Below are 21,986 nucleotides of genomic sequence, written 5' to 3'. Positions count from 1 at the left end.
TTCTACAACACTCACTTCCTGCTGATTTCCATCGAAATCGTCTGAATTAATTGACTCTGGATCGCGATTCTTGCTTGACGGACGGCATTCTTCACCGCATTTGCATCTGAGGATCCATGCGCTTTGATCACCAATCCGTTCAATCCTAGCAGCGGGGCACCGCCATGTTCTTTATAATCCATCGTCTTCTTAAGCCCTCTGAGTCCAGGCATCATAATCGCTGCCGCAAGCTTCGTCCACAGGTTTTTCGTGAACTCTTTCTTCAATACGGACATGAGCGATCCTGCCGTTCCTTCCATCGTCTTGAGCAAAATATTGCCAACAAAGCCGTCGCATACAAGGACATCGCAATTGCGCTCTAAAACATCGCGCGACTCAACATTGCCGACGAATTGGATCGGAGCTTCTTCAAGAAGCGGATACGTCGCCTTCGTCAACTCGTTCCCCTTCATCGCTTCTGTTCCAACGTTCAAGAGACCTACACGCGGCTTGGCCATCCCATGCACTTTTGTTCGATAAATGCTCGCCATCACCGCATATTGTACCAAATGTTCCGGCTTCGCATCCATGTTCGCACCTAAATCCAGCGCCAATACGCCGACTTCATCCATTGTAGGCAGCATCGGAGCCAGAGCTGGACGTTCAATGCCATCCATACGTCCGACAACGAGTAATCCCGTCGTCATCAGCGCGCCTGTATTCCCTGCCGATATCATGGCGTCTGCCTGTCCTTCCTTCACCAGGCGTCCAGCAACGACCATCGATGAATCCTTCTTGCGGCGTACCGCCTTCACAGGTTCATCTTCGGGTCCAATCACTTCCGTGCAATGATGTATATGTAGATTGCTCGGTCTTTCCTTGAGGAGCGGTTCGATGATCGCTGCATCTCCAACGAGAATCACATCAATATCACTCCACATTTGCGCTGCCGCAACAGCACCCTCCACATTCGAAGCAGGAGCATGATCCCCACCCATCGCATCAATGGCGATCTTCATTCCTCGTTCCCTCCTTCGATGTTCGACTCAGTTTTGGTTCGATATATGATAAAGTTCCCTTGAAACACCATTTCTTCACCTACGTAAGAGAACACTTCAACCTTTGCTTTGCCCTTCTGACCGGATATAGAGCGAACGTACGCCTTCGCAATACATTTCTCCTCCAGATGCACCGAACGGATAAATCGAATATCTGCGGATGCCGTCAACGCGATCTCATCATTAATGACGGCAACGGCCAGGGAATTCGCTTGCGCAAAAATATGATGTCCCCGGGCAATCTTCGTCCGAGAGAAGACGTGCTCTGGGCGTATCTCGAAGATCGAGATACCGCTGCGGTCGAGCTGCAAGTCCACGATATCCCCAATCACCTCATGCAAAGGCAAGGAGCGGACTTGGTCATAGGAACGTTCCGCCATCATCTTGAGTCGTTCCCGAAGCTCTGGAATGGCGAGTTCCATCCGATCCAAGCGAATCGTCTGTATACTAACTTTCAGCTGGCGGGTTAGCTCTTGATCCGTCACGAACGGATTCTCTTCGATGATTTTCACTAGCATCTGTTGCCGCTGTCTTTTGGGTAATCGTTCGATAGGTCTTACCGCCTTTCATACTGATTCCGTTTTTCTTAGAACCAGGTACTAGGATATAGTATAGTGAATCAGCGCTCAAAAAGAAAGCTTTTGAGCAAAAAAAATAGCACTTCATCCTGAGATGAAGCACTATTGACCGGAAACTTATGTTATTGCTTGATGATTTCTCTTGCTTTGTAAGTTCCGCAAACTTTGCAAACGCGGTGAGCAAGTTTCAACTCTCCACATTGTTCACATTTTACCATTCCAGGTACTGCCAATTTAAAGTGAGTACGACGTTTGTCACGACGTGTTTTGGACGTTCTTCTTTGAGGTACTGCCATGTGTTCCCACCTCCTTACCATAATTACACTGCTGTGTCTTCCGTAGCTAAGTGTGCGCTCTACAATTACTCCTTCTTGAAGAAATCTTGGAGCGCAGCGAGCCGCGGATCAATCTTTTCATTTGAACAACTGCAAGGACGCTCATTACGATTCGTCCCACAAGTTGGACATAAGCCTTGGCAATCTTCATCGCATAACGGAGCATACGGAAGATTCATATACATTTCTTCTTCCATATACGGTGCGAGATCAACTCTCTCCTCGGAGACGAATTCGAAATCTTCATCCTCTTCGGCTTCCTCTGGAGATTCCGCTAGCTTGAACCGCTCATGAAACGGAATGACGTAGCTCTTCGCGAACGGAGTAAGGCAACGTGAACATTGCAATTTCAGCTCTGCGCTTAGCTCCCCTCGTACATCAATCACGCCGCCCATCTCAGGCCGGACCGTAAGTTCAACCTTCACCGGGCTGATATATGTAATATCAGGTCGCCCTTCGATGACGCGGTTCATATCGATGGATTGATCAAAGGTTATTGTCGTATCTTTTGACATGAGCTCACGAATATTAAAGTACATATACATCACTCCAAACAGACAAAAATTATTATATCGATTTTACTAGGGATTTGTCAACATGTTATAGTGAGATAAACCTTATTCGAAAGGAATCTATCGCCTGTTAAAAGCGGGATTTCCAGCGATTTTATCAGGTTTCTTCATGAAACTATATCATGGATTCGAAAGGATGAAAACAGGTGAAAACTGTCGGCATCATCGTAGAATATAATCCAATGCATAACGGCCATCTCTATCATTTGGAGCAATCCAAATTAAAAGCGGGGGCGGACGCGGTCATCGCCGTCATGAGCGGACATTATTTACAGCGAGGCGAACCGGCGATTGTCGACAAATGGGCGCGTGCCGAAATGGCGCTCGCCATGGGCGTCGATATCGTCATCGAGCTGCCGGCGGCGTATGCGGTGCAGCCCGCCGAATGGTTCGCCTACGGCGCAGTCGGCCTGCTCGATGCGACAGGCGTCAGCGATGCCTTATGCTTCGGCAGCGAGCACGGCGAGCTGCCGCTGCTCATGCAGCTGGCGCAGCTGCTGCATCGCGAGCCCGCGGGGCTCGCAGGCGCGCTGCGCGCCGAGCTGCGCCAAGGCGCGAGCTACCCGGCCGCGTTCGCGGCAGCGGCCGGGAAGAGCGCCGCCGCTGCGCTCGCGGGCGGCGGTGCGGGCGCCATCGCAGCGGACTGCGATGCAGAGGCGCTCGCCGCAATCTTGAAGCAGCCCAACAATTCGCTCGGGCTGCATTATCTCATGGCTCTGCTGCGCCTGCAGAGCCCGATCGAGCCCTTGACGGTCGCCCGCCGCGCAGCGGGCTACCACGAGCCGCGCATCACAGATGCGCATATCGCGAGCGCGACGGCCTTGCGCCGTCTGATCGCGGAGGGCCGCGGCGACCTTGCGCCGCTCGCGCCCTATGTCCCGCCATCCACGCTGGAGATCCTGCAGCGCGAATGGCTCGCCGGGCGCGGTCCCATCACATGGGAGGCATTCGCTACTCCCTTGTTCCACACTTTGCTGCAGCAGGACGCTGCAGCTCTCGCCGCACATCACGAGGTGACTGAAGGGCTCGAACAGCGCATTCGGCAGGCGCTGCCCGTTCTTCCTTCACTCACCGTCGAAGCGCTGCTCGAACAGCTCAAGACCAAGCGCTATACGCGGACGAAGCTGCAGCGAATGCTTACGCACCTGCTCCTGAATCATGCGAAGAAGCAGCTTGCGCCGGAACAACTCCGCCACGGGTTGTCCTATATCCGTGTCCTCGGCTTCTCTACGCAAGGACAAGCCCTACTCAAGCGAATGAAGAAGTACGCCAAGCTGCCGATCATCACGAATGTACCGGATACGGGAAAGAACTTGCATCCATTCCTCGCCTTGGACATTCGAGCGACGAGCATCTATGCGTCCGCCTTCCGCGACCAGACGAATGCGTCACGTATGCTTTTCCGTGATTATTACGAACCACCCATCCGCTTTCCTCGATAAGCGTGGGTGGTTCTTTTTTTATACTAGCGCCTTATTTTGTTGTTTTTTCCGGCAACGACTTCAGATAATCCAGCGCGTCATCGACCGTATTTACTTTCACGAGCTTCATGTTCGTTTTGATGGTATCGTATTTTTTCTTCGCCTCATCATAATTTTGGGCAGGAGCGAAGAAAATATCCGCGTGTTCGCGATCAGCGGCTACAATTTTATGTGGAATCCCGCCAATCGGACCTACGAGGCCGTCAGGACTTACCGTTCCTGTCCCTGCTATTCGGTAGCCTTTAGTCAAATCTCCAGCCGTCAATTGGTTTACAAGCTCCAACGTGAACATAAGACCTGCGGACGGACCCCCGATATTCTCCACTTTGAATTGAATTTCCTTATCGCTGCCTCGAGGAACGACTTTCTGCTCAATGCCGAAGTTCACGCCCATGCCGGGACGCGTATTGCCCTTGACATCCTTCAATTCGATAAGTTCGACCATCACATCAGTCTCTTTATTATTTCGAAGCACTTTCCCCTTCAAGACATCGCCGACCTTCTTGGATTGAATCAGATTAATGAGTTCATCATATTGTTTGAACTTTACGCCGTCGAGACTTATGAGCTGGTCTCCGGTCTGAAAATCATTTTTCGTCTCTAGCTGAGGATTATTATAGATAATAACTAATTTATCCATGATGACATCGAACGGAATCTTCGCATGTAGATATGCAGCTGCCATGGCATTGGTCTGCGAATTGCTCATATTGAACAATTGCTCAGTCGTATACTCTTGCTGCGTTCTGCCACCTAAATTTTCTTTCGCAAGCTGCTCATTTTTATCAAAAACGCTTGCCAGCATTAAGGCGACATTCGCTTTTTTGCGGAGAACGGTCGTGAGCATGAATGTCCCTTTTTCTTCCTTATCACCGTTCTTCACTGTCACCAGCGGCTTAATCTCATCCGCGCTGCCCGGCTCATATATGACATAAGGCGTCGGCATGTAGACCAGCACATATACTGCCACAATCAATGCAAAAAAATAAGTAATAAACTTTACGTTACTGCTTCTGGTTGATCGTCGATTTGAATCCATTTCACTCGTCCTTCCCATCGCTCTTCTAGTCTAAATGCTCGTCTCTTCGCGTAGACATGTACTATTCTTTGTTTATGCGTGGAGAGGTGGAACTTATGTTGTATGGTCAAAATATTCGTACAAGTCCTTGGATGACGCTGCTGTTCAGCTTCGGGGCAATTCTCCTGGTATTCTGCATCGTACTTTATCCGGATCAAGCCTTCAAGGCTTCTCTTCAAGGTCTTTCTGTATGGTGGAAGCTGATCTTCCCTGCTCTGCTCCCATTCCTGGTCTTATCTGAAATCATGATTGCTTATGGGTTCGCTCATGGGCTTGGTGTGCTGCTTGATCCTGTCATGCGAAGAGTGTTCGGGATACCTGGCGTTGGCGGATGGGCACTCGCACTCGGCTGGACGGCAGGCTTTCCCGCTGGAGCGGAAGCAACAGCCACGCTGCGCAAGATGCAAGTCCTGCAGAAACATGAGGCGAATCGGCTTCTTGCCTTATCGCATGTCAGCAATCCGATCCTGATCATCGTTGTCATCGGCGTTGGATTTCTTCAACAGCCGCACGCGGGTCTCGCGCTCGCAATATTTCACTGGGCCTCCGCGATCTTAACTGGATTCATCCTTTATGGAATCTCGCCGAGACGCAGCCAACCAATTGCACAATCAGAGTCTGCCACGGAGGGTCATGATCCGCTCTTCGCTACCCAAGAGGATGGCGCGGAGCAGCATAACTCCAACTTAGCATCCCCAAATAGCCACGCACCTAAGCGGCGTTGGCAGCGGATTCTCGAAGCCATGGAACAAGCGCATCAGGCCGATGGACGCACCTTCGGAAGGTTGCTAGGCGATGCAGTCTCTTCAGCCGTGCAGACCCTGATGATGGTCGGCGGCTATATGATGATTTTCTCCATCATCGCACAAATCGTGCAGCTACTATTCCCAATGCATATCGCGCCTTATTGGGTCCAAGGATTCTTGGAACTGCATCTCGGCACTTATGGGATCAGTACAGCAGATATAGCTTCTAACCTGATACAAATGGCCATTCTAAGCGGAATTCTGGCTTGGAGCGGTATCAGTGCACACTTGCAAATCCGCAGCAAAACGCAATCCACAGACATGAGTTATCTCTATTTCCTTCTCTCTCGTATGCTGCATTGTATCTTAGCTGTACTAATCACCTTAGCCTGCTGGAATCCGTTACAGCTGCTCTTGGGCCAAATTGCCCCGAGCTTCCTACCTGCTTGGGGTGCTCAAGACAAGAATCAGCAGCTGGATTGGTTCGCGCTTATGAATCATGTTAACGCCTGGTATGTACTTCCTATTGTATTCATTAGCATTCTCGCTATCATCATGCTGATTTCGGGACTGATGACCTTCTTACGTCACCGTCATCGAACTTTGCCCTGAGACAACAACTTACATATCACGATACTTCAACTTCAGCGCTTGCTCCACTTCCGGACTGACCAGATCATTTACCGAACCTTGGAAGCGAGCAATTTCTTTAACAATACTGGAACTAAGATACGAATATTTCGGGTTAGTCATCATGAAGATCGTCTCGATTGATGAATCCAGCTTGTTATTCGTCGAAGCCATCTGAAGCTCATATTCAAAATCCGTCACAGAACGAATACCGCGTACAATCACATCCGCTTGACGCGACTTCACAAAGTTCACCGTCAAATCCCGGAAGCTGTCTACTTCGACATTCGGCAGATGCTGCGTCGCTTCACGAATCATATCCATACGTTCTTGTACCGTAAATAACGGATTTTTACTTAAATTGTTCAGCACACCTACGATTAACGTGTCGAACTGCTTCGCTGCGCGCTCAATAATATCCATATGCCCTTGGGTAATGGGATCGAAGCTGCCTGGATAGACAGCGACTCTCGGCGCTCGTGCGTTGTGTTCACTCATACTTGTTCCTCCTTCTCATACCGATAGATGCTCACTGTAGTCTCACCATAATTCGATACCCGTGTCTGACGAAATTCACCGACTTGTTCGGGATAAACATGACCTGCATCATGTTCAACCATGACGGTAGCATCCTCCTGCACGAGACCCCGCTGCGCTAAATCGAGCATCATCTCGTCGGCATTCGTCATTTTGTAAGGCGGGTCGAGGAAAATCAGATCAAATCCCTTGGCCCGTTTCTCCAGTGCCTTAATCGCCCGCATCGCATCATTGCGGTAGACTTCCGCTTGGTTCTCAAGCTTCGCCGTCTTCAAGTTCTGCTTAATCACGTCAATGCTCTTCGGATCCATATCCACGAATATCGCACGCTCTGCGCCTCGGCTGAGCGCTTCAATGCCAAGTCCGCCCGTTCCAGCGAACAAATCGAGCACATACCCGCCATCAAAATAGGGGCCGATCATGCTGAATATCGCTTCTTTTACTTTATCTGTCGTCGGTCTTGTCCCCATGCCGGGTACTGCTTTTAATGAACGGCCTCTTGCCGATCCAGAAATCACTCTCACTGTAAGTCTCACCCATTCTACATATCCTTACTGTCTTTACACGATAAACGACCTCTAATCGCAATCGATCACTCCACTTGAATCGACCTCGGTAGAAGTTTTTCTCATCGTACCACATTTTCCGCCATGTTGAAAAATAAACCTGTTTTCTTTGTCGCCATACCGCGAAAATTCTTTTTTCAAAAAAGGATGTATAAATCTCCTCAGACGGGCAATCCTTAAGTTATCGACATCATCGAATGTCGTAGACAACCGCGGAGAAGACTTACGTTTCCCCATAAGCTCTTCGTCCGGTTTCTCCTCTCCCATGATGGAGCTCTCGAAAGAGGGCTCCAGAAAAAAGCCTTTGTGAGCATGATGTTCACGAAGGTTTTTTTCTGTATCAAAATAATAAAAGCTCCCCTCGATCGAGAAGAGCTTTGCAACGACTCAAATCAGTGCAATCGCAAGTAATGTAAATAAGCTTAGCGTTAGAATATCATCATTGAAGCCAAAACCAAATCCAAATCCCGATGTCCGTGCACCTTTTCCTTCTTGCTTCAGATACACATTGTTGCGATCGACTTTGACGATCGTTCCTTCATGACTTCTCCCATCCGATGTATACAGACGCACGCGTCTATTCATACAACGAACACAACCGTAATAAGCCTCCATCCTTAGCCACTCCTTCCTATTTCCTACAGTGGCATCATATGAAGATAGGATAGGAGCCGTAACGGCGAGTTGATAGGGTGGATTGGCCTTCTTTCCTACCAATTCAAGCGATAGATCGGCTTATTCTCAATCACCCGGATCGGTTTGGTCCAAGGCTCTGTTGCTGGTGTCGTGGCCAGCGCGTCTTCGACCGCTTGAAGTTTCGCATCGAGCTGGTCAATATAATGAAGAGCGACAGCTTCAGGGAGTTGCGGCTGTACCGGGCTTCCCCACTCCCCTAGATTATGGTGAGAGAGCACCATATGCTGAAGTGCGATGACGATCTCATCGGTCAGCGGAATCTGAAGATGAATGGCCGCTTCCGTAATCCAGCCATAGGCAATCGCCAGATGTCCTAACAATTTGCCTGATACGCTATAATCCGAGACAATCCCAAGCTCCGCGATCATCTCTTCGGGCTTCGCAATGTCATGCAGGATAATCCCCGCTTTGACAAGATCCGAGCGCAGATAAGGCCGCTGCTGACATATAAATTCACCTAGTTCTAGCATACGGTTAATATGATAGACAAGCCCTGCAAAATAAGCATGATGGTTGGACTTCGCAGCTGGATAATGCGGAAGCTTATCCTCCGTCTTCGATACGCAGAATTCAACGATTCGCCGAACCGTATCCTGCTCGATACTCGCAGTCACACGCTTAATGGTCTCTACCAATTGTTCAGCCGGCACTGGTGCAGCTCGAATAAAATCCGTCAACTGCACACCGTCATCGTCATTTGCTAGCCTGATTTTCTCGATTTTGAACTGCAAGCGGTCATTATAGCTCTGGACAATGCCTTTCACTTTGACGAGTTGCCTTGGGAAGAAGGTTTCTTTATCCGTCTGCGTCGCATCCCAGAATTTCGCAGGAATATCGCCGCTCTGATCCGAGAGGACCATATCGAAATAATCTTTGGCAGGTGTCGTGCGTGTCTGCTTCACTTCGGCTTCTTTTAATAGAAAAAAATTAATAACTTCATCGCCAACGACCATATTTTTAATCATTTTGATGCAAAACTCCTCTTTTTTTATCTTATTTTAAGGTTCGTCTCATCTTCTATTCATCTTTCGCTTCTATACTAAGTACATAGCAAGAGAGCAAGAACATCAGTAACGCCCCCCAACAACATTTATATAGATTGCTACGAGAAAGAAGCTCAGGTTACCCTGGGCTTCTTTCTTGTCCATTTAATCTTCTTCCTGAGACTGCACAAGCGCAGCAAGCTTCTTCGGCACCGTCCGTAAATAAGCCTCTCGTATGAAATCTACGATTGCATCCCAATCCGTTGAAGACGTGATCTGCTGCGTCACCCACCCGTGTTGGCCAATATATGGCGTCTTATAAAACGGACTGTCCACCTGACTCAGGAGAATTTCTTGCGTTGATAGACTTGTCCGAATGGAGAGCGAGACGCCTTCCTGATCTTCCCCCATGATAATGAAGGGCTTGTCCTTCACACGAAGGGAGGTGTGCCCGAACCCATCGACGTGTTCTTCTACGAGTGGAAAAATGCTGCAAATGTCCCTAACATGCTGCAATGCTTGAATCGCATCCTCTGACGTCAGCTGTTGATGTTCGTATCCCATGGATGGCTCACCTCCGTTAACTTCCTCATTTGCTTTTCGCCTAAGATTCCCTTACGGGAGACGTTAAAATATTCTAACAGCCGAACTTCGCCGGAAACTGCTGGGTCATACCTCGTGTAAAGTGATCTGCCATGTCCAGTATCTGTTGTTCCATTTTATCATACGTGGCAATACTTTGTTCATATTGTTGGTTCAATTGTTGAACTGCTTCATCCTTCACAAAGCCTAAATGGTCGTGCAACATCTTTCTAAACGCTGCTTCATTCCAGTATGGATTGATCGAGCTTAGAAATGCAGCAATCTCATCCGCATTTTTATACCATTTCGCTTCGATATCCGCTGCTTTTGTCGCTTCACCTGCTTTGGCCGCCTTCACCAAATCCACCGCAAGCTCGAAGTGATCCGTTAACAGTTGCTTAAACCGGTTCGCAGCCGCCTCACCATAATACGGTTCGAGTACAGCTGCTGTGTCCCCTGGATTACGAAGCAGACGATTCACCGTAGCCGTCTCATCCGGCGTTCCAGCTGCAATGGACATAATCGCCATACGCGTCCAAGCGCCATGCTGCTCCCAGACCAACCGCCAGAGATTGTTCAGTTCAACTTCGGCTCTGTTCCAGCAGTCGGCTGGTTTGGTAGCTTTTTTGTTAGACCAGCGCATGTCTTCAGGAGTACTCATATAGGGATGATAGAACGTCGGTGCAACAGGATATGGATAAGGACATGGATAAGGATATGAATATAGTTGTGGAACAGGCTGAACATAATAGGGTTGATACGGAACTCGATACATCTGGATTCCTCCTACATATAGACATTTACCCAGCATCTTATGTTGGAGTGAAGTGAATCGTGACTTGTTTATTTTCGTTTATTCCAATATTCCCATGCTTCAATATACACTTCGAAATCTTGCGGATGGTGCAAAATACAGGTCGCGATCCGGAAGTACAGCCCAATGATTACTTCACTCTTCAGATCGCGTCCAAGTATAAACTTTGGATCCATCCGTTCAACTGCCAGCTGAATCGTATCCGTATCCAATTGGTCAGGCGATGAGCAAAACGCATAGATCAAATCGTATAGAGGTTCACCGATCGTAGGAATGGGATCAATGACACCTGTTAATTCCCCCTGTTGGAATAGAAAATTATGTACGCCAAAATCACCGTGGAGCAAGCATGGCATAGCTTGGCTGTACGTCGTCTGGATCAGTTGTTCGACGTATTCATGTTCTGTAGGTGTGAACCGTTCAGCAATGGTCTGCTGAGCCCATTGATATCGGGATAGCAAGAAATCCTTCCAAGATGTCGAAGGTTCGTCCACATATCCATACCCATCGGAATCTCCCACAACATGAACATGATTGATAACCATCGTGACCAATGTCACCAGCATTTCTGCTTTTTGTATGCTTGGATATTGGTTCTCGCCAGGCTGATAGGTGTAGACATAGTAGCGATGCTGAGCATCCACATAGATCACTTGGGAGAATAGCGGATTACCGTCATAGGTTCTTAAATACGCAGATTCAGCCTGGATAGATTTCGGATCATTCCATTTCACCACGAGCTCTGGTCTATCTTCTAAAAGAAGCGCATAGACAGAACTAACCGTCCCGCCGCTGAGCACTTTCCACGTATTCATCTGATAGGGAATGACTCCCTGTTCTTGCAGTTCGAGCATGATTTCTTCCATTTGCATGTCTGTTGCCTCTTTTCCGATAAGTATATTCTCAGGGACGACCCACACCCTTTCGATATCCCATTCATATCCTATAGTATCCTCAAGACATGAAAGGGGGCGCCCTATTTGAATACTTCGGATGTCTATATGAAAAGTAAAATGTATCAAAATAAATGCGTACAAATCACAACAAGACAAGGGATCACGTACCGCGGCAAAATCGTCAGGGTCAGCAGTGATAAAGTCTATCTCCAAATGGATCAACCAAGAGACCCCAACAAGAAAGTACACATCTCGTGGTTCCCTTTCATCATCCCTCTCGTACTCTTCGACTTGCTAGCCATTGTTCTTATTAGTGAACGAAGAAGATGCTGCTTCTAACCGAATAAGACAAAGTCCTCCTTCGAAGCGGGTATGCTTGGGGAGGACTTTTTTCCATCTACATATCCATCATTTTGCGACTTTCCCAATCAGCTCTAACACACGATCCACAGCCTCATGACGCTTGTATGCTCGCATATTGGATGCAATCTCTTCCCTACGCGTATACAGCTTCTCTATGCTTGCAAGAAACGAAGCATCCGTTAGATCTTCTTCCATGAGCAGCTCGCTATATCCCTGCTGGTGGAAGGACTCCGCATTCAGAATCTGATCGCCTCTACTGGACGCGCGTGATAAGGGTATGAGCAGCATGGGCTTGTTAAGCGCAAGAAATTCGAAGATAGAGTTCGATCCTGCTCGGGTAATGACCATATCTGTCATTGCGAGCACATCCGCAAGCTCTTCATGGATATATTCGTACTGCACATATCTTGGATGACGAGTCGCACGATCCACTTGACCTTTGCCGCAGATATGCACAATTTGGAACGTCTTCGTCAGTACATGCGCACCAAGGCTTCCGCCCATGATAAGGAGGACTGGCGTTTTCTTGTCAAAACGAACCCGCGACCTGCCCCGCTCCGCATTCCCTAGGAATATCTCTTCGCGAATAACCGCCCCCACATGCATCGCTTTGGTACTCCGCATATGATCACCGGTCTCTTTAAAAGTAAGGCAAATCTTATTCGCAAATGGCAATGCAATCTTATTCGCAAGCCCTGGCGTCATATCTGACTCATGGATAATGACCGGAACCTTATTGAGCCATGCGCCCAATACGACAGGAACAGAGACAAATCCACCCTTGGAAAAGACGATATCGGGCTTTATCGTGCGAATTTTCCGGTATGCCTCGTAGACCCCGTGAATGACGCGGAACGGATCTTTGAAATTCTCGATTGCTATATACCGACGCAGCTTGCCTGTTGAAATGCTGTGGTACTGCACTTCCGGCAGATGATGAATGAGTTGCGATTCAATCCCCAGCTTGGAGCCCATGTATTGAATATCCCAGCCCATCGCTTGCAACTTCGGGATGAGTGCCAAATTCACTGTCACATGTCCAGCAGAACCGCCGCCCGTGAACAGAATTCGCTTCTTTTGTGCCATGATGCTATCACCTCGGATGTTGTGTAAAGCTTCGATTGATGTATTTTTCAACAATGGAATTCTTGGTTAATATAACCGTTTCGTGTAGCTCTCTTGCAGCGACTTATCTACCTCGTCTACTGAAATTGAAGTCTGCGTGTTCGCCGAAATATGCGCGGCTAACAGCTTCGAAGCCGACACACGCGCTTCAGGTGACAGCCATGTCTCTTGATCCCATAGTCCAGAGCGTTTCAGCGACTTACCACAGTGCATATAACATTCTTCAATCTCGACACCAATGCCCATGAGCGGCTCCTTCCCTCTCACAGCAGTTAATCGCAGCAACTCGGGATCCCGCGTGACACAGGCCCTCCCGTTAATACGAAACGTCTCTTCAAGGCCTGGGATCATAAATAAAATACCAATCGAAGGATTGGATAAAATATTGCGAACCGAGTCTAAGATGCGATTGCCTGGCCGTTCCGGGATAAATAGATGCGTATCGTCCAGCACATATACGAAACCCGGTGCATCACCACGAGGTGAACTGTCGCAGGATCCATCTGCATCTGAGGTCGATATCACAATGAATGGCGTCTGCGCGATAAAGGCTCTGGCCCCGTCATCCAATGAAGTTCTTATTTTATTCGCAGCCATCGTCCCAGGGTAACCGATCGTCTGTCGAAATAGTTCTAAATCTTCAAAGGAAGATAACTGTTCACGAAATCTGTCCATGTCTATTTTACCTCCTTATTAGCGTACGCTCGTTCAATCCCTTGCTTTAATGCGGATTCATGAATGCCATTCTGCACGAACTGGCATTGCATACGATATCGGTACCAAGGAATTCGTTCACTCAGAAATGATCAACTCGATCTCCTCGCCTGCAATGACGCGAGCACGTCCGCCAATCGGGAAAGTTAGCTGCGGCGTGGTATGCCCGAAGTTCACGTCGGCAATGACCGGAAGGTGGGCTAACGCTTTTTTAGATGTTATGATCTGACGAAGCAAATCTTGCGTCATTCCTGATGCCTTCTGGAATCTACCGATGACAATCGCCTGCACACCATCGAATCCCGGCTGGTGAATCAGGGATTGTAAATCTCGATCGAAGGTCTGCGGAGAGGATTCTAGATCATCCTCAATGAATAGGATCGCGTTCGCGAGACTCGGCATGAAGTCCGTGCCTTGCAGGAGGTTCAACGTGCAGAGATTGCCGCCGATGATTATACCTTCTGCTTCTCCTGCTTGGATGACATAAGATCCGCCATTCGGGATAAACTCACGGCTCTCTTGATCCAGATACCACGGGTCATCGCTCCATGTATCCGAAGGAAGAACAGTGATCGCTTCGTCCTCCATCATCATGTTTCGGAAATGGTCTATCGTATAAGTGAGTCCATGCAGCATCCCAAACGTCGAGAAATGCGGGCCAGAATAAGTGATTAATCCTGTTCTAGCATAGATGGCATTGCCGAGCGCTGTAATATCGGAATAGCCGCACAGTCGCTTCGGGTTCGCTTGAACGATGGAGAAATCGATCTCGCTAAGCAGCTGGTTCGAGTTATAACCGCCAATCGTCGTCAATATCCCCGCTACGTTCGGATCTAGAAAAGCTTGATGCAGATCATGAACTCTCGCCGCGATCGGTGACGAGATGAAATCATCCACTTCAAGGTAGTGCTGCCCGAACGTGACGGTAAATCCAAGCGCTTCAATTCTTCTCTTCGCCAGCTCCCGTTGATCCTCTGCGATCATCGCCATGCTCCGGGATGGAGAGATGATGCGAATCTCATCACCTGGTTGTAGTTTACGTGCTCTCATAGTCTCTCTCCTATCTATTCACTTCTTAAGGACAATGTTAATCGATTACGAACGCCCCTACAACAAAAGGGATCATACTCATCCAAATACAATACCGAGTACCTTCCCCTCAACAAGATCTTCATCAATAAGCACCTCTATAGGAGAGGAAATAGCCGGTTCATTCGTTGGAAACCAATGCCTTCCCGCTTTTACAAGTACAAACACACCTTCTTCGTCTCCATAGAATGCCATTCTATCAGAGGTGTTCATATATATATTCTTCACATTTTGAATGACGGTGATCAAATCATTAATGTCGGCAACGACCACACCTATTTCTTGAACTTTGATCCACGTCTGATCGGGGGGATACATCTCTGTACTGGGTAAAATCTCAAGAATGTTGCCTTGCGGGTCTTTGAAATAGGCCTGACTACGCTGCCAAAGCCCTGAAAAGAATAATGTTTCCCCTTCATTGTCTACTAGAAGTGGTGTAAATGTTGGGATCCGCCCGAGCAACTCATCAAAATTAGCTGCATTCACAATAAAGGCATAGTGGTAGAAAGGATCCTCTGTACCTTGTTCAAAAGTAAGCATCGTATTTCCAGCTCGGACCGTAAATGAAGTGGTGGTCTGCTCTAACAACGGCATTTGTAAAAAAGTTAAATAAAACTCTCTCATTTCATGGAGCTTCGTTGTTCTTAACTTGAGTTGTTTGATTCTCATTTTCAGAACTCCCGTCGGTTCTCACTTCTGCCTCGAATCATATCTTCCTAACAACCTTATCTCATGGCCAAGTGTAGTTAATATCGTGATTGCTTTGTTCAATGTCTCAAAATCGCAATTACGATCCGATTCCAAAATGAACCGATACGTACCTAACTTCCTTGCTGTAGGTCGAGATTCAATCCAAGATAGATTGATAGACAGCGCACTAAATATGTTCAAAATAGCAGAAAGGACCCCAGGATACTCTTCATTTGGCGTAATGACAAACATCGCCTTTTCGCACTGCTGTTCATTAACTTCCTCTCTACTCATAACAATGAATCTGGTCTCATTATCAGGATGATCTTCAACATTTGATTCTAGGATGTGCAGATCATATAATTCAGCAAGCAATGCGGGTCCAATCGCCGCAACATCGGTCCGACCACTTCTCTTGACCTGCGAAGCCGCTGAGGCAGAGCTATCATAATTGACGCATCTCGCGCCTAATCTTCGAATGTATTGACGACTTTGTGTGAATATCGGCGGTATGGACCATACTTCTTGAATCGTGGATCGTGCGGTATTTTCATTCGCGAGAAGATGCAAAGAGACGGGTAACAAGAATTCTCCTTCAATAAGCACATTTTTGTAAGAGAGCAGGCTATCGATGGTCATATTGATCGTGCCTTCCATCATATTTTCCAAAGGTGCAATCCCTTTATCGACCCGGTGTTCTCCAACCGCTTCGATGACTTCAGGGATAGAATCGCATCGAACAAACTGGACATGCTCTCCTTCAAAATATCGGTAAGCAGCTTCTTCCGAAAATGTACCCTGAGGTCCAAGATATGCAACTTTCATCGATTCTTTCTTCCTCCTAATGCTCATTCACCAACCAAGTTTTCGCTTCCTCAGGATCTGCATAAAAAGAAAAAATCAAATGAACGCCTGATCGCTTCAATTGCCGCTGCAGCCGCCATCGATTAATTCCCGTTACACCTACAAAGGACACCTTCACGATGCGTTCCTCCAAATTTCTCAGATGATTCACGAGTTCAGACAGCACCCTCGCTGTGATCGTCGTATGATAGAGGTCCACCCAAATCTTGAGCTTTCGATTCATCTGGAGGATGAACGCTTCTTCCTGCTGCATAACTGTAAACAGAGCTGCCTCATTTGTATATTTACTCCCATACTTCAGACAGTGAATTTCACCGCCCTTATAAGGGTATGGAAAAATGGAACCTCCGGGTGATTTCATCATGTGTGAATCATTCCTTTCGCTTCGAATGAAATCTATCACTGATGTCTGTATCCAAATGTTGATTATCTTGTATCAGGCTTTGTCTGCTCTGATCTTCGAGAAAACAAGTTGATCCCTCAGTTCCTGCCCATCCGTGGACAGATTGTTATTCCGCAGCGTGCCCTCAAGCTCAAAACCCGCTCGTTCCGCAACGGCGCGGCTTCTCGCATTCAATCGATCACAACGAATTTCTACGCGCTTCGCCTTTAGCATGTCGAATGCGAATGCGGCAATCCCTTGTACCGCTTCGGTCATATAGCCTTTGCCTGCATGTCGCGAGTCGATCCAATAACCAATCTCGAATTTCGGGATGTTCCAATTGGCATTATGTAGTCCAGAAGAGCCGATGAATTCCTGTGTCTCTTTGTGGAAAATAAGCAATCTTAAATCCTCTCGCTGCATAAATTTCGCATGCGCCTCGCGTAGATTTGCCTCTGATTGTTCTTCCGATTGTTCGTTATAGGCAAAACCAAGCCACGGCTTCAAATCTTCTAAGGATGCGACGATCGCTTCATAGACAGCTCTCCCATCCCCAGGCTGCGGCGATCGAACCAATAGACGTTCCGTCTCGAATCGATCTGGAAAATCTAATAAGATCGGTAGTTTCATCCGAAGCACCTCCCGCATTTTATTACACATCTTACCAAATCAGAAGATTTTTATCTATCTTGAATTCATGTAAAAAAGCTGCCCCAGCGACCACCGCCAGGAACAGCTCCATAACAACCCGATGTTGATTTACATTATAATTTTTTCGTCATGTGAATATCCAATGGTTCTTTGCTATACAATTCGGGATCTACGGTATCCGTGATTCGACCGCCTTGACTCTGGTAGAAGGACACTGCCGACTCTGTCTCTGTGGAAGAAATATACAGCGACTTCGCACCGCGCCGTCTCGCTTCATCGCTCAATTCATTCATAATATGTGTGCCAATCCCTTGTCTCCGATAATTTCTGGATACATACATCAAATCAATCTGCAGCCGATCTTTATACTCGCCGCGAAACTGATGCGCCAGCACACCGAATCCGACTAATGTTTCGCCATCGAAAGCTCCGAGAGCCAGCCCGCCATGGCGTATCTCGTACACAAAACGTTCCTGAATTTCATTAAGAACATCTGCATCCCAAGTCGAGCATTCATGTCCTGCCTTAACTTCCGTTAATTGCCCGTCATGCATTTCATAGATGAAGTCAATGAATTCCGAACGATCGATTTGTTGCAATTGATGAACTTGATCTTCCCTTAATACGTGATATTGAATCATGTCATTGCCTCGTTCCACTTGTAATTTTCATATTAGGTGCATAGGTGAGCCACGTTTGTTCCGTGAACTCTGCCGCGAATCGCCGCTCTGCTGCAATCTGTTCCCGTGCTTCTTCAACGGATAAGCCCCGTCCGACGAGACGCAGGATCGATTCATCCGAGTCCTCAGGCGAGTAGCCAAATCCTTCTTCACGTAGGGATCGAAATAGTACGTCCTTTTTCCCCTCATCCATGTTCTGATCCAGGAAATTGACGCGGTCGCTGACCCTGCATTCGACGTTCTTGAGCCCCAATTGACTGAATAGTATAGGCAGCAGCATACCGATATTCCCATTCTTCCCGCTCCGTCCTGCATCTTGCTCATACAACTTCTGCAAGACACCAAGCCGAAGCACGCTGGATTGATCTACGCCATGCATTGCAAAATTGGATGCGTTACCGATCCAATGCGGTTCGAAACAGATGATTCGCCCCTTGTCACATACGCTATCAATCATTTTCTGGAGAATGAGCTGCGGATCCGTCATATGCAATAGAAAAGCATGACTCAGCGCGATATCATATTGGGACTCTATCTCTATCGTCTCGATATCGCAATTTATAAACTCTACGTCATACGGCAAGTTAGTGAATATATCCTCGGCACGCTTAATCAATTCCGTGCCCTTCTCAAGTCCCGTGTAGCTCGATCCCACCGGTAACAATGGGAGCAGCTTCAACCCAAGATAGCCAAAGCCACAGCCGAAATCTACTAACTTCACCGGACGATCAATGTGCCATACATCCCGAACTAAAAATTTCAAATAGTCATCATTATAATAGAGCCAACGCGTGTTCTGTAAATAATCGATCTGTTGATCCCAAATGTATTCTGACATCTATTGGTTCTCTACTTTCCTATTCGTATTTTTAACAAAGGATCGCCGCTATTTGCATTCACTATTCGGTTGTTGCCATCATCTCTTGAACAGATACGGGATATAACGGCTTGCTTAATTCGAGAATCGCTTTGGCGAAATCTTGAATTTCTTTCTGCGCGTCATGTTCCAGTCTCTGATTGAGGAAATGGCATACGGATTGCAGAGATGCCGTCCAATACCAACGTACATACATGCCATAGGAAGGCAGGAAGAGTCTCGCTTGCTCCGCACATACGGCATCTGCTAAGGCAGCTTCGTATTTCTGAACGCCAAGTTCGATATATTCTAGCAATTCTTGGGTTAACTTCATCCCAACTTCCTCGTTCAAGATGTCACCGCTGCCTTGCTTGGAATTCTCCGGCTTACTACGCCATTGATCGGATGCGGGGATATAGAATGTCGGCTCCTCGGTAATATATCTGCGGCTTGATTCGTTCCACGCCTCCAGACTATCGCCTGTTCCTTCCGCATGCGCCGAACCGATTACGTATTTCCACCACTGCCTTGCTACCATAAGCGGTGCATAAATCTCATATTGCAAAATGACATGCCGAAATGGCGATGTGTGCCCTTCGCGTGCCAGGAACTTAATCAACCGAATGTCTTTTTCATTTAGTTCATTGGACTCCTTCGCATAAGATACACGCGCCGCATTCGCGACCGTCAGATCCGATCCCATATGATTAACCAATCGGACATACCCTTTATCCAGTACTTCGATAATTGACATGTTATTATTACCCCTTCCACTCAGATTCTACCATTTTACTGATTTTCCCAATGGAAATCTATCGTTTTTCGATAACGATGAAGCAAGTGCTATCCGGTAAAGGAACTTCTCGTCCGGCTTCGTCTGTAATCACGACTTTATCTTGGAGTGCTTCCGTATACCCTGCTTGAAGATAGGCTCGGCTCGTCACGATATGAGCCTCCGTCCCTAACGTCGCATGAATGAATGCTAAGTAATCAGGCAGTGTGAAATATCCGAACTGCTCTTGTACCTCATGGATATAGGCCTCTTCACCCCAAGTGTATGTATAGAGGAATTCCATTGCATCATTGACAGGCATCATCACCTCGTTATCGCTCACACGCTCCATTTCGATCTGCCGACCCGCAAAGTCTTTGCAATACCGTTCCAGCCACATCATTCCGTCTTGCTGCAAGAATCGAACCCTACGGCATTGATCCTTCGGATGTGTCATGATGCCATCACGTATAATGATGCGCCCCCCATGTGCCAGTACATCAAATGCACTCTTGAGTGCTGCGCCTATGGTATCGAAATTAAATTTACGGCCTTGAAATGGAATATAAGAATAGAGTTCATGAATGATGGACGAGAAAATAACGGTATCCACGCTGCCCACAGGAATATCATCTTTCAGGTTCAGCGCGTCTCCTTGCATCACGTCCCAGCGCCTGCCCTCTAACTGCTTCTTCCGGTTCAACGCTTCAACGACGTTCGTCGAGATATCGATACCGATCGGCGTGACCTGAGGCATCCGCTCTTCAATAAGATCAAGAAGCACCCCGCCACCTGGTCCGATATCCAGCACCGATGTGCCGACGATATAATCAAGGATTACCTTCTTATAATCTGCTGTCTGGTTCATATCCGCTAAATATTCTTCTTCGTTATGGAACCGATCATAGGCATCCCGTCGCAGCTCGAACAGATCAAATAACATCAAAACTGCCCGATCATATAAGGAAGACTTTTCGGCTTCAACACAGAATTCGATGAGCTTCTCCGCAGCTGGTGAGAACTTGAACTCGAAGAACACGGTATCCGGAATAGGATTCATTTGTTCTACCAAATGGGTCAGATGAGGATTATGGTCCGTCATTGTTCCCGATTCGATCGCATCCCAAGTCAGTTCACCCAGATATTTTTCAATGATCCGTTGTTTGTAGACGTTGATCTTCTTCGACCCTTTATAGTCGTAGTACATCGTATTCATCAGTTTCTCGAAGCTGATATGATTCAGCGTATCGCCTTGCATCTTCTGCTGTACAGTCAACGTGATCATTTTCAGAAATTGTTCCAACGAAAAATGCTGCATCGCTGCTTCGACATACCATAACGTTACTGATTGAATCGGCTCAATTTGTTCTTCCAGCGCATATGTTCGTGCTAATGTATCATACGCCGCATCAAAATCTTCTCCTCGGCGAATGGAAGCTGCACGGAGTCTACGAATACGCTCCTTGGTCGGCTCGTTCGAGAATGTCGTATGGCTCGAGATATACCGGCTTCGTTCCTCCACTTCAGATTGAACGGCAAGCCATAAATTCTCATCAACCGCTCCAATCACGCATTGATTAAGTGCAAGGAGCAGTGACTCTAGTTCTACGGAAGTCATCCATCGCTCCGCGACCAGGTCCGATAACACAATGCTTTCTGAAAAAGGGACTTCACCGCGAATTTGCTGACCGATCAGCCCGTGCCCTTCGATCAACCGATGAACGACCAGGGTACGCGCACCTTGCGGATCTTCGGCATGTTCTAGGAATAACGCTGCGGATCCATGATTATGCACATTATAATTGATTCCTCGTCGCTGCCACGCAATTCGATCACGAACCGTTCCGCCTTTCGCTACCTCGGCCCAGCACAGCACCTCTTCCAATACTTCCTTCATCCAGAAGGAGAGCTTCATCCGATCCAACAGCCGCAAGCTTCGCTCGACATAATCCAAGATATGATTCGCCTGTGCCAGCTCTTGTAAAGAATGAATCCGTTCGATATTTACGACACGTTCCTCAGCTGAGATTAAATATTGCAGCCACTGCGGTCTATCCTGAACTTCTTTATTATCAGTACGATAATCAATGATCGCTTGAAGTGATTTCAACATCGTGATGTGATCCTCCCAAATGCTTGCCATGAATAAATCAACGAATCGTGGCAATTCTTTACTTCCCACTAACAATTTCCCCATTCAGCATGCTCTCGATTCGCTAGCCCAAACGCTGCGCTCATGATAATCCTGCCCTTACTTGCAATCAATACC

At 47.5% G+C, this 21,986-nt stretch carries 27 protein-coding genes; 3 read left to right on the top strand and 24 right to left on the bottom strand.

Features of this window, described 5'->3' with window-relative positions:
• Window positions 1-11 precede the first annotated feature (11 nt).
• The 4 genes from plsX to GCU39_RS04580 all read right to left on the bottom strand — a co-directional run bounded on the left by plsX (window position 12) and on the right by GCU39_RS04580 (window position 2,489).
• Complete coding sequence (plsX, locus tag GCU39_RS04595) at window positions 12-998, bottom strand: phosphate acyltransferase PlsX (RefSeq protein ID WP_152392423.1); 987 nt, start codon at window positions 996-998, stop codon at window positions 12-14.
• Window positions 995-1,555 (bottom strand): transcription factor FapR, encoded by a 561-nt coding sequence (gene fapR / locus GCU39_RS04590; RefSeq protein WP_152392422.1) that lies wholly within the window; start codon window positions 1,553-1,555, stop codon window positions 995-997. Before fapR ends, plsX begins: the two co-directional genes overlap by 4 nt.
• A gap of 182 nt (window positions 1,556-1,737) precedes the next feature.
• Window positions 1,738-1,911, bottom strand: a complete 174-nt coding sequence (rpmF, locus tag GCU39_RS04585; RefSeq protein ID WP_006211382.1) for a 50S ribosomal protein L32 — start codon at window positions 1,909-1,911, stop codon at window positions 1,738-1,740.
• Window positions 1,912-1,976: 65 nt separating this feature from the next.
• Complete coding sequence (locus GCU39_RS04580) at window positions 1,977-2,489, bottom strand: YceD family protein (protein WP_193726765.1); 513 nt, start codon at window positions 2,487-2,489, stop codon at window positions 1,977-1,979.
• A 179-nt stretch (window positions 2,490-2,668) separates the two neighbouring features.
• On the opposite strand from GCU39_RS04580, the gene GCU39_RS04575 reads away from it, so the two are divergent.
• Window positions 2,669-3,964: a nucleotidyltransferase gene (locus GCU39_RS04575; protein WP_152392420.1), complete on the top strand. Its 1,296-nt coding sequence runs from the start codon at window positions 2,669-2,671 to the stop codon at window positions 3,962-3,964.
• A 31-nt stretch (window positions 3,965-3,995) separates the two neighbouring features.
• On the opposite strand, the gene GCU39_RS04570 is transcribed toward GCU39_RS04575, so the two are convergent.
• Complete coding sequence (locus GCU39_RS04570) at window positions 3,996-4,973, bottom strand: YlbL family protein (RefSeq protein WP_227793600.1); 978 nt, start codon at window positions 4,971-4,973, stop codon at window positions 3,996-3,998.
• A 164-nt stretch (window positions 4,974-5,137) separates the two neighbouring features.
• Between GCU39_RS04570 and GCU39_RS04565 the strand changes: the two genes are divergently transcribed.
• The gene (locus tag GCU39_RS04565; protein ID WP_152392418.1) at window positions 5,138-6,439 is read left to right on the top strand and encodes a nucleoside recognition domain-containing protein; all 1,302 of its coding nucleotides are present in this window, start codon (window positions 5,138-5,140) and stop codon (window positions 6,437-6,439) included.
• 9 nt (window positions 6,440-6,448) lie between these two features.
• On the opposite strand, the gene coaD is transcribed toward GCU39_RS04565, so the two are convergent.
• The 8 genes from coaD to GCU39_RS04525 form a co-directional block, all read right to left on the bottom strand.
• Entirely contained in the window at window positions 6,449-6,955 is a 507-nt protein-coding gene (gene coaD, locus GCU39_RS04560; protein ID WP_152392417.1) for a pantetheine-phosphate adenylyltransferase, read from the bottom strand.
• Window positions 6,952-7,518 carry a 16S rRNA (guanine(966)-N(2))-methyltransferase RsmD gene (gene rsmD, locus GCU39_RS04555; protein ID WP_152392416.1) on the bottom strand — a complete coding sequence of 189 codons (567 nt, stop codon included), beginning with the start codon at window positions 7,516-7,518 and terminating at the stop codon, window positions 6,952-6,954. Before rsmD ends, coaD begins: the two co-directional genes overlap by 4 nt.
• A gap of 54 nt (window positions 7,519-7,572) precedes the next feature.
• Window positions 7,573-7,827, bottom strand: a complete 255-nt coding sequence (locus GCU39_RS04550) for a single-stranded DNA-binding protein (RefSeq protein WP_152392415.1) — start codon at window positions 7,825-7,827, stop codon at window positions 7,573-7,575.
• A gap of 120 nt (window positions 7,828-7,947) precedes the next feature.
• On the bottom strand, window positions 7,948-8,175 hold the full coding sequence (locus GCU39_RS04545) for a hypothetical protein (RefSeq protein WP_152392414.1): 228 nt from the start codon (window positions 8,173-8,175) through the stop codon (window positions 7,948-7,950).
• 95 nt (window positions 8,176-8,270) lie between these two features.
• Window positions 8,271-9,227 carry a 3'-5' exoribonuclease YhaM family protein gene (locus GCU39_RS04540; RefSeq protein ID WP_152392413.1) on the bottom strand — a complete coding sequence of 319 codons (957 nt, stop codon included), beginning with the start codon at window positions 9,225-9,227 and terminating at the stop codon, window positions 8,271-8,273.
• Between the two features lie 177 nt (window positions 9,228-9,404).
• The gene (locus GCU39_RS04535; protein WP_152392412.1) at window positions 9,405-9,803 is read right to left on the bottom strand and encodes an MmcQ/YjbR family DNA-binding protein; all 399 of its coding nucleotides are present in this window, start codon (window positions 9,801-9,803) and stop codon (window positions 9,405-9,407) included.
• A gap of 73 nt (window positions 9,804-9,876) precedes the next feature.
• Window positions 9,877-10,596, bottom strand: a complete 720-nt coding sequence (locus GCU39_RS04530) for a LysM peptidoglycan-binding domain-containing protein (protein ID WP_152392411.1) — start codon at window positions 10,594-10,596, stop codon at window positions 9,877-9,879.
• A gap of 68 nt (window positions 10,597-10,664) precedes the next feature.
• Window positions 10,665-11,507 (bottom strand): aminoglycoside phosphotransferase family protein, encoded by an 843-nt coding sequence (locus GCU39_RS04525; RefSeq protein WP_152392410.1) that lies wholly within the window; start codon window positions 11,505-11,507, stop codon window positions 10,665-10,667.
• A gap of 129 nt (window positions 11,508-11,636) precedes the next feature.
• Between GCU39_RS04525 and GCU39_RS04520 the strand changes: the two genes are divergently transcribed.
• A complete protein-coding gene (locus GCU39_RS04520; RefSeq protein WP_152397087.1) occupies window positions 11,637-11,870 on the top strand; it encodes a hypothetical protein in 234 nt (77 codons plus the stop codon).
• A 69-nt stretch (window positions 11,871-11,939) separates the two neighbouring features.
• Here the strand turns inward: GCU39_RS04520 and GCU39_RS04515 are convergent, their stop codons facing one another.
• From GCU39_RS04515 to GCU39_RS04460, 11 genes are all read right to left on the bottom strand, one after another.
• Window positions 11,940-12,980 carry an undecaprenyldiphospho-muramoylpentapeptide beta-N-acetylglucosaminyltransferase gene (locus tag GCU39_RS04515; RefSeq protein WP_152392409.1) on the bottom strand — a complete coding sequence of 347 codons (1,041 nt, stop codon included), beginning with the start codon at window positions 12,978-12,980 and terminating at the stop codon, window positions 11,940-11,942.
• Between the two features lie 66 nt (window positions 12,981-13,046).
• The gene (locus GCU39_RS04510; protein WP_152392408.1) at window positions 13,047-13,694 is read right to left on the bottom strand and encodes an MSMEG_1061 family FMN-dependent PPOX-type flavoprotein; all 648 of its coding nucleotides are present in this window, start codon (window positions 13,692-13,694) and stop codon (window positions 13,047-13,049) included.
• A gap of 117 nt (window positions 13,695-13,811) precedes the next feature.
• A complete protein-coding gene (locus tag GCU39_RS04500; RefSeq protein WP_152392407.1) occupies window positions 13,812-14,783 on the bottom strand; it encodes a S66 family peptidase in 972 nt (323 codons plus the stop codon).
• Between the two features lie 78 nt (window positions 14,784-14,861).
• Entirely contained in the window at window positions 14,862-15,491 is a 630-nt protein-coding gene (locus tag GCU39_RS04495; RefSeq protein WP_152392406.1) for a VOC family protein, read from the bottom strand.
• 21 nt (window positions 15,492-15,512) lie between these two features.
• A complete protein-coding gene (gene pheA, locus GCU39_RS04490) occupies window positions 15,513-16,337 on the bottom strand; it encodes a prephenate dehydratase (RefSeq protein ID WP_152392405.1) in 825 nt (274 codons plus the stop codon).
• A 16-nt stretch (window positions 16,338-16,353) separates the two neighbouring features.
• Complete coding sequence (locus tag GCU39_RS04485) at window positions 16,354-16,740, bottom strand: hypothetical protein (protein WP_152392404.1); 387 nt, start codon at window positions 16,738-16,740, stop codon at window positions 16,354-16,356.
• A 72-nt stretch (window positions 16,741-16,812) separates the two neighbouring features.
• Entirely contained in the window at window positions 16,813-17,388 is a 576-nt protein-coding gene (locus GCU39_RS04480; RefSeq protein ID WP_152392403.1) for a GNAT family N-acetyltransferase, read from the bottom strand.
• A gap of 134 nt (window positions 17,389-17,522) precedes the next feature.
• Complete coding sequence (locus GCU39_RS04475; protein WP_152392402.1) at window positions 17,523-18,050, bottom strand: GNAT family N-acetyltransferase; 528 nt, start codon at window positions 18,048-18,050, stop codon at window positions 17,523-17,525.
• Window position 18,051: 1 nt separating this feature from the next.
• The gene (locus GCU39_RS04470; RefSeq protein WP_152392401.1) at window positions 18,052-18,927 is read right to left on the bottom strand and encodes a class I SAM-dependent methyltransferase; all 876 of its coding nucleotides are present in this window, start codon (window positions 18,925-18,927) and stop codon (window positions 18,052-18,054) included.
• 61 nt (window positions 18,928-18,988) lie between these two features.
• Window positions 18,989-19,699 carry an FAD-dependent thymidylate synthase gene (gene thyX, locus GCU39_RS04465; RefSeq protein WP_152392400.1) on the bottom strand — a complete coding sequence of 237 codons (711 nt, stop codon included), beginning with the start codon at window positions 19,697-19,699 and terminating at the stop codon, window positions 18,989-18,991.
• Window positions 19,700-19,757: 58 nt separating this feature from the next.
• Window positions 19,758-21,830: a class I SAM-dependent methyltransferase gene (locus GCU39_RS04460; protein ID WP_152392399.1), complete on the bottom strand. Its 2,073-nt coding sequence runs from the start codon at window positions 21,828-21,830 to the stop codon at window positions 19,758-19,760.
• Between the last annotated feature and the right edge of the window lie 156 nt (window positions 21,831-21,986).

Origin of the sequence: Paenibacillus guangzhouensis (assembly GCF_009363075.1) — a bacterium.
In the GTDB taxonomy this organism is placed as follows: Bacteria; Bacillota; Bacilli; order Paenibacillales; family Paenibacillaceae; genus Paenibacillus_K; species Paenibacillus_K guangzhouensis.
This window is presented reverse-complemented; position numbering and strand designations above follow the sequence as displayed.